Below are 12,276 nucleotides of genomic sequence, written 5' to 3'. Positions count from 1 at the left end.
CATCACTCCGGCTGGATGCCCGCGTCCTTGACGAGCCGGGTCCATTTGACGAGCTCGCTGTTGACGAAGCTCGCGAACTGCTGCGGCGTCTGGCCGAAGGCCTCGAAACCGAGCGCTTCGAAGCGCGGCGCGACTTCCTTGCTGCCCGCGATCTTCGTCAGTTCGCGATTGAGACGCTCGACGATCGGCTGCGGCGTCCTGGCGGGCGCGAACACGCCGTTCCACGACGTGATGTCGAAACCCTTGAGGCCCGGCGTGTCGCCGATCGGCGGCAGGTCGGGCAGAAGGCGGCTGCGCTGCGCGGTGGTGACGGCGAGCGCGCGCATCTTGCCCGCCTTGACGTTGGCGATTCCGGCGGCCACGTCGACGAACATCATCGGCACCTGTCCCGCGATCACGTCCGTCATCGCCGGCGGGGTGCTCTTGTACGGCACGTGCAGCAGGTCGATGCCGGCCATGCGGCCGAGCGTCGCGCCCGACACGATGCCCGTGCTGTTGCCGCTTGCGTACGACATGCCAGGATGGGATTTCGCATAGGCGATCAGTTCCGCGACGCTATTGACGGGCAGCTTCGGATTGATGACCAGCATGAACGGCAGGTTGCCCATGCGGGCGACCGGCGTGAAGTCCTTGATCGGGTCGTACGGCAGCTTCTTCATCAGCGAGGGGTTCGCCGAGTGTGTCGTATTGGTCGTCATGAACAGCGTGTAGCCGTCCGGAGCGGCCTGTGCGACAAGTTCCGCGGCAATCGCGCCGTTGGCGCCGGGACGGTTGTCCACCACGACGTTCTGGCCCAGCGCGTCGCCCAGTTCCTTCGCCGTGATACGCGCCACGGCGTCGGTGCCGCTGCCGGCGGCGAACGGCACCACGAGGCGGAGCGGACGGCTTGGCCACGCGTCGGCGGCGGACGCGGGCGTTGCGGCGAGCAGGGCCGGCAGACCGGCCATCGTCATGACGGTGGCGGCCAGCAGGCGGCGCACGCGGAAGTTCGGCATGTTTGTCTCCAGATGTTTTGTCGGGCGTCCTGTCTCGGCGCCTCGGTGTTGATTCGTTATGCGGCGGGTCGGATGACGCGATCCGGCGATTCCTCGTACGGCGGGCCGTAGATGACCAGCAGCTTCACGGGTTCCTCGCTGACCACGGTGAACACATGCATCGCGTCCGCCGGGAAGAAGCAGCATTCGCCCGGGCCCAGTTCGCGGGACTCGCCATTGACCTCGGCGCGTGCGCGGCCTTCAAGGATGTAGCAGACCTGCTCGATGCCGGGATGCGCGTGCGGCAGCGCGCCCTTGCCGCGCTCGATCGTGCCGTGAATGACCTCGATCTGGGTCGCGCCGACGTTCTCGCGGCCGATGATGCGGCGGTTCAGCGTGCCGACGTGATTGGCGGGGTGGTAACCCTCTACGTCCTCGACGCGGACGAAGTAGCTGGGCGCGATGGTCATGGCGGGGTGTCTCCGGCTGTTTTTCATATCTATGAATACAATTTTATAGATATGAAAACTGGCGTCAACGGGGTCAACCCTGAGTCCGGCTGGAGGCAGCCCGCTTCCGGTGCTCATTTTGGGCTCACTCTGGCTGTCCACACTGATTGCATCGGCGGCGCGCGATCCTCAACCGCTGCAAGGACTTACACCATGGCCAGAACCCCTACCACCCTCGCGGACGCCCGCGTCAGCTGGCAAGCCCGGCTCCTCACCCGCCTGCTGCCGCGCATGGTGTCCGCCGGTGTGCGCGACGGCGCCACGCCGTTGAGCGACATCCCCGCGCTACGCGCCCGCACGGAACGCCTCGCCCGCCCCGGGGCGATCGTCTCCCACGTCTGGGGGCCGCGTGTGCGGCGTCATCCGGATGCCGGGGTGGCTGGGGAATGGACGGAGCCGGTACGAGCGTCGGGTGTCTCGCCGCCGGGCGTGGTGCTCTACCTCCATGGAGGCGCGTTCGCATTCGGATCGCCGGCGACGCATCGCGCGGTCACGACATCGCTGGCGCGGTTGAGCGGCCTGCCCGTGCTATCGCTCGACTACCGGCTGGCGCCCGAGCATCCGTTCCCCTGCGCGCTCGACGATGCGGTGCACGCCTACCGCACGCTGCTCGCGCGCGGGATCCCGCCGTGGTCGATCGTGCTGGCTGGGGACTCGGCCGGAGGTAACCTGGCGCTGGCCACGCTCGTCGCATTGCGCGACGCAAAGACAGACCTGCCGGCCTGCGGGATCCTGTTCTCGCCGTGGGCCGACCTGCGCCACGCCACGCAGCGCGACAGCGGCGCGCTGCCCCTGTCGCAGGCCGCCATGGCGATGGCCACCCGCCTGTACATCGGCGACACACCCGAGCCGCTGGCCTCGCCAGCGCTGGCCGATTTGCATGGCCTGCCCCCGCTCCAGATTCACGTCAGCGACACGGAAGCGATATACCGCGACGCCCGCGCGCTCGCCTCTCGACTGCGCCGCGCCGGCAGCGCGGCGGAACTCTCTATCTGGCACGCGATGCCACACGCGTGGCCCTGCTTCGCGCCCTTCCTGCCCGAAGCCCGCGCCGCTCTGCGGCAAGCCGCGACATTCATCCGCCGCAGCACGGGGCTGGCCTCGACGCGTTGAGACTGCCGGCTGCCCCTATAATTCGCCGATGTCCAAACCCCCCGCCCCCTCCGCCAACGTCAAGACCGCGCTGCGCGTCATCGAGATCATCGAGACCTTTGCGCGGGAGCGCAGGGCGTTGTCGTTGTCCGAGCTCGCGCGGCTGTTGGCCGTGCCGGCCTCCAGTTGCCTCGCGCTGATTCGCACGCTGACCTCGCTCGGCTATCTCTACGAAACGAGCCGGCGGCAAGGGTATTACCCTACCGGCCGGCTCCTGGCCATGGCGCAGCAGATCGCCAGACACGATCCGGTGCTCGATCGCGTGCACGACACCATGGCCGAGTTGCGCGAAGCCACCGGCGAGACGATCGTCATCGGCAAGCTCCACGAAGGCCGCGCGGTGCTCTACCTCGATGTCCTCGAATCCCCGCATGCCATTCGTTATATCGCCACGGCCGGCGAAGCGCGCGAGCTGCACGCGAACTCGATCGGCAAGGCGCTGCTCGCCGCCATGGACGACGACGAGCGCGCTGCCCTGCTGAAGCAGTTGCCCCTCGAACGCTTCACCGCGCGCACCCTTACCACGAGGAAAGACATCGAAGCCGAACTCGTCGCCTCGAAAGCGCGCGGCGCGTTCGTCAACCTCAGCGAATCGATGCCGGACGTGGGCGCCCTCGCCTGGCCCGTGCGACTGTCGGGCGAATGCTATGCGATCTCGATCGCCGGCCCCGTGTATCGCATCGAACCGAACATCGAACGCTTCTCTGCCATCTTGCGGACGGCATGCGCCACGCTGGAACGCGTGAACTGAGCCGCCCTAGCGGGCCGGCAGGATACGCCCGACGACCTCGCCAAAGCCCACGCGATACCCATCGCCCTGGCACCAGCCCGTCATCGCGACCTCATCTCCATCCTCGAGGAACCCGCGGCGCGTGCCATCCGCCAGCGTCAGCGGCTCGGCACCGTTGCGCGTGGTCTCGAGCAGGCTGCCGAATGCATCCGGCGTGGTGCCGCTGATCGTGCCGGAACCCATGAGGTCGCCGACACGCACGTTGCATCCCGACACCGTATGGTGGGCAAGCTGCTGCGCCATCGTCCAGTACATCGCGCGGAAATTCGTGCGGCACACGGTGGTCGCGTCGGCCGCGCCGGCCGGACGTAAAGACACCTCCAGCACGATGTCATAGGCGTTGCGCTCATGCTGCCGCAGATAGGACAACGGCTCGGGCGACTGCACCGGATTGTCGCGACGGAACGGCGCGAGCGCTTCCATCGTGACGACCCACGGCGAGATCGAGGTGCCGAACGACTTGCTGTTGAACGGCCCCAGCGGCACGTATTCCCACTGCTGGATATCGCGCGCGCTCCAGTCGTTGAGCAGCACCATGCCGAACATATGCGCGGGCGCATCAGCCACGGAAACCGGTTCGCCAAGCGCGGACGGCGTGCCGACGATGAAGCCCATCTCGAGCTCGTAATCGAGCTTGCGGCACGGGCCAAACAGCGGCCGCGCCTCGTTCGGCAGCTTGATCTGCCCATTGGGCCGATGCAGCGGCGTGCCACTGACCACAACGGAACTGGCACGCCCGTTATAGCCGATCGGAATCTCGAGCCAGTTCGGCAGCAGCGCGTTCTCGGGGTCGCGGAACATGCTGCCCACATTGGTCGCGTGCTCGCGCGACGAGTAGAAATCGGTGTAGCCGGGAATGTCGATCGGCAGATGCAGCGTGACATCGCGCATGGGCACGAGCGCGCGCTCGCGCAGCGAGGCATTGCCCGCCAGCGTGGTATCGCCTTCCGACAGCAGCGCCATCAACCTCGCACGCGTCTCGCGCCACACAGGCTGACCGAGCGCCATGAAACGATTGAGCGTGCCGCCGGCAAACGTGCCGCGCGTCGCGGCGGGCAACAACCCGGCCTCATCGAGCACCGCAAGGTCGAGCACCATCGCGCCGATGGCCACGCCAGCACGTGGCGCACGATCCGCGGTCGAAAAAACGCCGTATGGCAGGTTCTGCAACGAAAAATGCGTGCGGCCATCGTTGGCCGAGGCAATCCAGCTGAGCATGGTCATGAGGTCGTGTCTCGGAAAATCAGCGCTGTGTCGGGTCGAAATGCTTCCGCAGACCCTGCCAGCACGTGTAGTAGTCCTGCTGCAGCAACGCCGACTGCGCGGCATACGGCGTCGGACGAATCACCGTGGGTGTCTCGAACATGAAGGCCATGGTGTCGGTGACATGATGCGGCGCGCTCGTGTCCGCGCGACTCGCGCGCTCGAAGGTTTCCGCATCGGGCCCATGCCCGCTCATGCAGTTGTGCAGGCTCGCGCCGCCGGGCATGAAGCCCTCGGCCTTGGCATCGTAGACGCCGTCGATGAGCCCCATGAACTCGCTCGCCACGTTGCGATGGAACCAGGGCGGACGGAACGTGTGCTCGGCGGCAAGCCAGCGCGGGCCGAAGATCACGAAGTCGATCGTATCGACACCCGGCGTATCGGACGGCGCCTGCAGGACGAGAAAAATCGACGGATCGGGATGATCGAAGCTGATGGACCCGATCGTGTTGAAACGCCGCAGATCGTACTTGTAGGGGGCGTAGTTGCCATGCCAGGCCACGACGTCCAGCGGCGAGTGATCGATCTCCGCGCGCCACAGGTTGCCCTGAAACCGCGCCACCAGTTCGAACTTGCCTTCGCGGTCCTCGTAGGCGGCCACCGGGGATAGAAAATCGCGCGGATTGGCGAGGCCGTTGGACCCCAGCACGCCGAGGTCGGGCAGCCGGAACAACTGTCCGAAGTTCTCGCAGATATAACCGCGCGCCTCGCCATCGGGCAGCTCCACGCGGAACCGCACGCCGCGCGGGATTACCACGATCTCCTGCGGCGACACCTCGAGCCGGCCCATCTCCGTCGCCACGAGCAGACGGCCTTTCTGCGGCACGATCAACATCTCGCCGTCGGCGTTGTAGAAGAAGCGGTCCGTCATCGACCGGTTGGCCAGATAGAGATGGATACCGCAGCCCGTAAAGTCGGCCGGTCCGCCGTTGCCGGCCATCGTGACGATGCCGTCCACAAAGTCCGTCGGCGCCGAGGGCATCGCCGGGGGGCTCCAGCGCAGCTGGTTCGGCGTGGGCGGGACTTCGTCGAAGCGGCTCACCCAGCGCGAAGACTCCATGCGCGCGAACGGCCGATGCATCGCACCGGGGCGAATCCGGTACAGCCAGCTGCGGCGGTTGTGCGCGCGCGGCGCCGTAAACGCGGTACCCGAAATCTGCTCCGCGTACAGGCCGTATGGCACGCGCTGCGGCGAGTTTTGACCCTCCGGCAACGCACCGGGCAAAGCCTCGGTCGCGAACTCGTTGGCGAATCCGGATTGGTAGCGGAAGGGATCAGGCATGGCGGCGTCTCCTGAATTACGTATTAATTAATGATTTCCGCTAATCGTAATTTCGACGGAGAGGCGTGTCAAATCCCGATGCGGATCCGCAAGCGGCAGACGGTGGCCGCCAACCAAGCATTGGGGAACGGGACGTGGGAGAGCGTGGCAAGACGGTACCGCGCGGACGGTATCCACGCGGCACGATGCAGCGCGATGCAGCACGAAGTGTGCAGCCGTGCGGGCACGCAGGCACGCTGGCACGCGCCGAGGGCGGTCGCGGCGCCACCGGTGCGCGATGCACCGGCAAGCTGCGGCAATGTTCGCCGGGCCGCCCTGGGGCGGCCCGACATGGACAGCGGCGGCCTTTACAGCGGTTTGTGGCCCTCGCCGGTGCTGGAACCGGCGCCAAACCCGCCAGACGACGGCGCCGAACCCGAGGGCGTGCCGCCCGACGATGCGGGCTGGCCAGCCATCGAGGCCGCCGTGACGCCGCCGTTGCGGCTGGCAATGAATGCATTCACGTCGGCCGCCAGATGCTGAGGGGCTAACACCACCTCGAGCCCCAGCGCCTCGCAGGCGGCGAGGAACGTGGACATACGCGGATCGGCCTGACCCGATTCCGCCCGCAGATAGGCTTCCCGGGAAATCCCGGCCTTACGGGCGACGTCCTCCTGCTTGAGCTTGCGCGCACGGCGCAACGCCCGCAGTTGCCGGAACGGTTCGCTAGCGCCTCTTGGCACGGCTGTACTGTTCATGTCGGTCTCCAGTCACCAGTCAAAAAAAAGTGCGCGGACGTGCATTCGAGTATAGAGCACGTAAAGCGTTCCGTAGGTCCTTTGCGAAACACTTTTGCAGATTTCCTATGATGGCGCGTTCGGGCCTTCCGGGCTCTAGTCCGAAAGGCTTACACAGCACAACATCGCCTGCGCACTCACACTAACGGCGTTGCCAGCTTTGCGTTGACGTCACATAAGTATTGTCGAAGTGTGCAGTAAGGCAAGTTGACAAACCGACCGGTCGTGCTAATCTCCAGCGCATGCAGAAAGGTCAACTCACGCGCGCCGCGATCATCGAACAGGCCCTCGCGTCCGCGAGCCAGGTCGGATTCGAACAGTTGTCGCTCGCAACGCTGGCGGCCGACACCAGAATGTCGAAGAGCGGCCTGTATGCGCATTTCAAGTCAAAGGAAGCCCTGCAGGAGGCGGTGCTCGAGCGTGCCGCCGAACGCTTCGGCGAGATCGTGGTGCAGCCCGCCATGCGTGCGCCGCGCGGCGTGCCGCGGGTGCAGACGCTCTTCGACGGATATCTCGAATGGGTCGGCGGCACCGTGACGGGCGGGCGCTGCCTGTTCATGGCGCTGGCGCAGGAGTACCGCGACCGTCCCGGCGTCATCCGCGATCAGCTCGTGCAGGCCCTCAAGGATTGGCACAGCACCATCGCCCGCGTGATTCGAGACGCAATCGACGAAGGCGCCGTCCGCGCCGACGTGGAACCTCGCCAGTTCGCGTTCGACATGGTCGGCATCGGCATGTCGTTCCAGACGTCGTTCAAGCTGCTCGGCCGCGACGACGCGGAAGCCATGGCGCGCCATGCGTTCGCGCGCCTGCTGGCCGACGTGCGGACCGACGTGCGGACGGACGTTCAGACGAACATACAGGCGCATACGCGGGCGTCCTAAGGCATGTTTTATCGCGTTTTATTGCTTTAAAAATAGCACGACTGGTCGGTCGCAAAATGCAAAAAATTGCGACGGGTGTGGGCACCGGGCGCTAGCGCGCCGGGAAGACCGTCCAAACCGTCCATCGAGGAGGTCTTTACCGTGTCGCAAGTGCTGTCGCCATCATCCCGTTCCGCCGAAAATTCCCCGCCGGCCGCCACGCCCCCGAGGTCCTCCGCCCCGCCGCGCGTCGCGGGCTGGTATCGGCTCCGATGGCAGGCCACATCGCTGCTGCACCCCGCCCGCGCCGCGCGGGAGCTCGAACGCCTGTGGTTCTCGCCGCCGCGCGCGCCCGTGGCGGCGCCGGGTCAGCGACTGCTGGATGCCGCACGCGCGGACTGGGCGCTCGTGACGGGCCAGGGGGCAAGCCGGCGCGTGCGCGTGTATCGATGGGGACAGGAAGGCCCGGTCGTGCTGCTTGCGCACGGCTGGGGCGGCAATGCCGCGCAATGGCACACGCTGGTGCCGCGGTTGCTCGACGCGGGCCTGCGCGTGGCGGCGTTCGATGCGCTCTCCCACGGGGCGTCCGACGCTGGGGCGCATGGGGTTGAGCGCAGCTCGATCGTCGAATTGTCGAGGTCGCTGCTGGCGGCGGCGTGGCATGTGGGGCCCGTGCACGCGGTGGTATCGCATTCGGCCGGCGGCCCGGCGACGGCGCTGGCCATTCGCGAAGGCCTGCCGGTACGGCGTGCCGCGCTCGTCTGCCCGCCCGCGGACATGGGCCGTGCGTGCGCGGCACTGGCGTGGCAGCTGGGCTTCAGTCCCGCAGTGTTCGCGCGCATGGCGCGTGACAGCGCAAAGTGGCTGGGCATGCCGTGGTCCGCGCTGAATGTGCCCGATATCGGCCGCAAGCGCGACGTGCCGCCGACCCTCATCGTCCACGACCGCGATGACCGGGAAGTGCCCTGGGAAGATGGGGCCGCCATCGCGGGAGCATGGCCCGGCGCGCGGCTCGCCACCACCGAAGGCCTGGGCCACCGCCGCATCCTTCAGGACGCGGCGGTCGCCAAAACGATCGCGGCCTTCGTTGCAGGTTAGCGCAATGACGAGTTAGCTCAGAACCCCTGCAGCACCAGCTTCCCGATCGTCTGCCCACCCTCCAGCATCGCGTGCGCGCGCCGCAGGTTTTCGGCGTTGATCGCGCCCAGGTTCTCGCCGAGCGTGGTTTGCAGGCGGCCAGCGTCGATCAGGCGGGCGACTTCGTTCAGCAGCTTGTGCTGGGCGACCATATCCGGCGTGCCGTACATCGCGCGCGTGAACATGAACTCCCAGACGAACGTGGCGCTCTTGCTCTTCAGGTCGCCCACCGCGAGCGGGCCCGAGTTTTCGACGATCGAGCAGATCTTGCCCTGCGGCGCGATCGCTTCGGCCATCGCCTTGAAGTGGCGGTCCGTGTCGTTGAAGCACAGGATGTAGTCGACGTTCTCGAAGCCCAGCGTGCGCAGCTGCGCGGGAATGTCGCCGCGATGGTCGATCGTATGGTCGGCGCCGAGCTTGCGCACCCATGCCTCCGACTCCGGACGCGAAGCCGTCGCGATGACGGTCAGCTTCGCCAGTACCTTGGCCAGCTGGATGCCGATGGAACCGACGCCGCCGGCGCCGCCAATGATGAGCACGGACTTGCCCTCATGCTCGCCCTTCTCCGAAACGCCCAGGCGGTCGAACAGCGCTTCCCACGCGGTGATGGCGGTCAGCGGCAGCGCGGCCGCATGCGCGAAGTCCAGCGATGCGGGCTTGTGCCCCGCGATGCGTTCGTCAACGAGGTGATATTCGCTGTTGGTACCGGGACGCGTGATGCTGCCCGCATAGAACACCGGGTCGCCCACCTTGAAGAGCGTGACGTCCGCACCCACGGCCACGACGGTACCCGCCGCGTCCCATCCCAGCACACGCGGGGACGGTTCGACCTTGTCCTTCGGCGCGCGGACCTTGGTGTCCACCGGATTCACGGCCACCGCCTCGATCTTGACGAGCAGGTCGTGGCCCGCCGCTTCCGGCCTGGGCAGTTCGACGTCGAATAGCGATTGCGGGTCGGCGATGGGCAGATAACGGGTCAGGCCGATGGCTTTCATGGAAGGCTCCTGTGAGAAATCTCGATGCCTGCATCGTAGCCAATTCCCATCCGCTTGATTAGCCGGAAACTGCAGCAATCACTTTCATCGATTTCGTGAAAATGCGAACATAAAAAAGCCCGCCACGAGGGCGGGCATGCGTCAGCGCATCGTTGTTACGAGGCCCCCTCCCCCATCAGGTCACGTCGTCCGGCACCGGGCGATAGCCCATCGGCGACGTGGTATTGGCATGTACGTATTTCTTCGCGTGCGCCTCGCGCATCGGCTTGAGCACGAAGATGGCCAGCAGCGCGGAGAGGGCCGCCATGCCGGACGCCAGCATGAACACCGCGTGCCAGTCGCCCGTCGCGGCGGTGATCACGCTCGAGAACGGGACCAGCAGCGCGGCAGTGCCCTTGGCGGTGTACAGCAGGCCGGCGTTGGTCGCGGCAAACTTCGGACCGAACGTATCGCCGCATGTGGCCGGGAACAGGCTGTAGATCTCGCCCCAGGCGAAGAACACCACGCCCGTCAGCACCACGAACGCCACGGGGTTATGCCCGTATTTCGACAGCAGCACGATGCCGACCGCCTCCACCGCGAACGCGAGGAACATCGTGTTTTCGCGGCCGATGTTGTCGGAGATCCAGCCGAAGAACGGACGCGTCAGGCCGTTCAGTACGCGGTCGATGGTCAGCGCGAACGTGAGTGCCGGCAGTGTCAGGCCGAGAATCGAGACCGGCGAATCGTGCAGGCCGAAATCCTTGGCGATAGGGCCGAGCTGCGCCGTGGCCATCAGGCCGCCGGCCGCCATCATCACGAACATCGCGTACATGACCCAGAAGATCGGTGACGAGAGGACCTGACGCGGCGTGGCGTTGTAGGTCGTGGCGCTCTTCAGCGTGGCCTTGACCTCGCTGAGGATCTTCGCCGACGGCGGATACAGGGCCATGCCCAGCAGGAACACGATCAGGCCCTGGCCGAGACCGAACCACAGGAACGTGGCCTCGTAGCCGCTGCTCTTGATCATGTTGGCGATGGGCACCACGGTGAGCGCGGAACCCGCGCCGAAACCCGCGGCGGTAATGCCCGCCGCGAGGCCGCGACGGTTCGGGAACCACTTGAGCGCGTTACCCACGCACGTCCCGTACACCGCGCCGGCGCCCACACCGCCGATGGCGGCCGCGACGTACAGCATCGGCAGCGACGAGGCCACCGAGTTCAGCGCCCACGCGATGGCGCATAGCAGCCCCCCACCCACCACGACCGGGCGCGGACCGTACTTGTCGACGAGATACCCCTCGATCGGAACGAGCCACGTTTCCGTGACCACGAAGATGGTGAAGGCCACCTGGATCGCTGTGCGGCCCCAGTGGTACTTGTCATCGATCGGATTGACGAACAGCGTCCAGCCGTATTGCATGTTGGCGATCATCGCCATACAGATCACGCCGAATGCGAGTTGCACCCAGGGGGAAGCAAACCGAGACGTCGGCGCCTGTTGCTGCAGTTCCATGGTGTCTCCTTCTGACGGGCCGGCCCGCCGTTGTGGATTTTTGGCGCCCTTTTCGGGCGCTCGTTAGTCTCGAACAGCTAAGCCGTTCTAGTGCTATACGGTATGTGATATATCAACCAAGTCAAGGCGGGAAATCGGTGCGGTGCCGCACCTGTCGGCGGCCTGTCGGGGGATGGGCGCCCTACGATGCCGGCAATGGTTCGCGGCATGCATGAAACCCTCGCGCCGGCGCGCGGGCATCCGTTTGCAATCAAACGGTTAGCGACTGGGGGAAGATCAATGCGCAGAGAACGCGCGCGTATGGGCGCGCCGTGCGGCGCAGCAGCGTGCGTACCCTGATAGGGAAAGTCCTAGGCACCGGACAATCGCAATCGCTCGTGAATGTGTCGACATCCAGAATCGATCGGAATGGGCGATGGAGGAGAAGCGGGGAAGAAAGTCGGCCGTGAGCTCAGACGTCGTGGAGACGACGGAAGCCTTGAATCATGTTGGAGAAGCCGGCCGTAACAAGCTCCAACGTCAGGGCGAGGGGGATCAGATACGCGCGAATTCCGGAACCAGCGCCGGGGTCGCAGCGGGACGCGAGCGGCCAACGCCGTCGGTCGAATCCTGCGCGGCGCCCAGTCCGGCAAAGCGGCCATGATCCTGCGCGGTCGTCAGCGTCTCCATGGACACGCCGTTGGCGATGAGCCAGGTTGCGAAGACGCCCAGATGGATAAGACCCAGCGCGATGACGGTAAGCAGAGCGGTGTTCATGAAAAATCCTGAGTGAGGTAGGTCAAGGAGTTTTCATTATATGCTGCATCGCAACGTCTGTAAATATTCTGTATGTGATATATCAACAGAAGTTTTCTTCTATATGCGCCAAACGCAACAACGCACCCCTAGGGGTGCGTTGTTGGGCGCTTTCGCGCATCGCCGCATGCTGCTCAGCTGTTGCTAAGTGGCATACGCGGCGCTAAAACCCTTGCTGCATTGCGGTCAATTCATCAGGTCCGCGAACAAGCCCATTGAAAGAACTCATCGATCGTTCAGCCTGG

The 12,276-nt window shown here is 65.8% G+C and carries 12 protein-coding genes; 4 read left to right on the top strand and 8 right to left on the bottom strand.

Going from position 1 to position 12,276, the window contains the following annotated elements:
• Window positions 1-2: 2 nt before the first annotated feature.
• Both KHP16_RS11055 and KHP16_RS11050 read right to left on the bottom strand, forming a co-directional pair.
• The gene (locus KHP16_RS11055; protein ID WP_109583296.1) at window positions 3-995 is read right to left on the bottom strand and encodes a Bug family tripartite tricarboxylate transporter substrate binding protein; all 993 of its coding nucleotides are present in this window, start codon (window positions 993-995) and stop codon (window positions 3-5) included.
• Window positions 996-1,051: 56 nt separating this feature from the next.
• Window positions 1,052-1,444 carry a cupin domain-containing protein gene (locus KHP16_RS11050; protein ID WP_109583297.1) on the bottom strand — a complete coding sequence of 131 codons (393 nt, stop codon included), beginning with the start codon at window positions 1,442-1,444 and terminating at the stop codon, window positions 1,052-1,054.
• Between the two features lie 192 nt (window positions 1,445-1,636).
• On the opposite strand from KHP16_RS11050, the gene KHP16_RS11045 reads away from it, so the two are divergent.
• Window positions 1,637-2,596 (top strand): alpha/beta hydrolase, encoded by a 960-nt coding sequence (locus KHP16_RS11045; protein ID WP_211960179.1) that lies wholly within the window; start codon window positions 1,637-1,639, stop codon window positions 2,594-2,596.
• A 28-nt stretch (window positions 2,597-2,624) separates the two neighbouring features.
• Window positions 2,625-3,386 carry an IclR family transcriptional regulator gene (locus KHP16_RS11040; protein ID WP_109583299.1) on the top strand — a complete coding sequence of 254 codons (762 nt, stop codon included), beginning with the start codon at window positions 2,625-2,627 and terminating at the stop codon, window positions 3,384-3,386.
• 6 nt (window positions 3,387-3,392) lie between these two features.
• On the opposite strand, the gene fahA is transcribed toward KHP16_RS11040, so the two are convergent.
• The 3 genes from fahA to KHP16_RS11025 form a co-directional block, all read right to left on the bottom strand.
• Window positions 3,393-4,649, bottom strand: a complete 1,257-nt coding sequence (gene fahA, locus KHP16_RS11035) for a fumarylacetoacetase (RefSeq protein WP_211960178.1) — start codon at window positions 4,647-4,649, stop codon at window positions 3,393-3,395.
• Between the two features lie 19 nt (window positions 4,650-4,668).
• Entirely contained in the window at window positions 4,669-5,970 is a 1,302-nt protein-coding gene (gene hmgA, locus KHP16_RS11030; RefSeq protein WP_109583301.1) for a homogentisate 1,2-dioxygenase, read from the bottom strand.
• Window positions 5,971-6,317: 347 nt separating this feature from the next.
• Window positions 6,318-6,707, bottom strand: a complete 390-nt coding sequence (locus KHP16_RS11025; RefSeq protein ID WP_109583302.1) for a helix-turn-helix domain-containing protein — start codon at window positions 6,705-6,707, stop codon at window positions 6,318-6,320.
• 281 nt (window positions 6,708-6,988) lie between these two features.
• On the opposite strand from KHP16_RS11025, the gene KHP16_RS11020 reads away from it, so the two are divergent.
• On the top strand, window positions 6,989-7,630 hold the full coding sequence (locus KHP16_RS11020) for a TetR/AcrR family transcriptional regulator (RefSeq protein ID WP_211960177.1): 642 nt from the start codon (window positions 6,989-6,991) through the stop codon (window positions 7,628-7,630).
• Between the two features lie 141 nt (window positions 7,631-7,771).
• Entirely contained in the window at window positions 7,772-8,707 is a 936-nt protein-coding gene (locus tag KHP16_RS11015) for an alpha/beta fold hydrolase (RefSeq protein WP_109583304.1), read from the top strand.
• Between the two features lie 17 nt (window positions 8,708-8,724).
• On the opposite strand, the gene KHP16_RS11010 is transcribed toward KHP16_RS11015, so the two are convergent.
• The 3 genes from KHP16_RS11010 to KHP16_RS11000 all read right to left on the bottom strand — a co-directional run bounded on the left by KHP16_RS11010 (window position 8,725) and on the right by KHP16_RS11000 (window position 11,992).
• Window positions 8,725-9,741, bottom strand: a complete 1,017-nt coding sequence (locus KHP16_RS11010; protein ID WP_121491583.1) for a zinc-binding alcohol dehydrogenase family protein — start codon at window positions 9,739-9,741, stop codon at window positions 8,725-8,727.
• A gap of 175 nt (window positions 9,742-9,916) precedes the next feature.
• Window positions 9,917-11,236, bottom strand: a complete 1,320-nt coding sequence (gene oxlT, locus KHP16_RS11005; protein ID WP_109583306.1) for an oxalate/formate MFS antiporter — start codon at window positions 11,234-11,236, stop codon at window positions 9,917-9,919.
• A 534-nt stretch (window positions 11,237-11,770) separates the two neighbouring features.
• Window positions 11,771-11,992 carry a hypothetical protein gene (locus KHP16_RS11000; RefSeq protein ID WP_109583307.1) on the bottom strand — a complete coding sequence of 74 codons (222 nt, stop codon included), beginning with the start codon at window positions 11,990-11,992 and terminating at the stop codon, window positions 11,771-11,773.
• Between the last annotated feature and the right edge of the window lie 284 nt (window positions 11,993-12,276).

The sequence above is a fragment of the Cupriavidus plantarum genome (genome assembly GCF_905397285.1).
Lineage (GTDB): Bacteria > Pseudomonadota > Gammaproteobacteria > Burkholderiales > Burkholderiaceae > Cupriavidus > Cupriavidus plantarum.
Note: the sequence above shows the minus strand (reverse complement) of the source record. Positions and strands in the feature narration are given on the sequence as shown.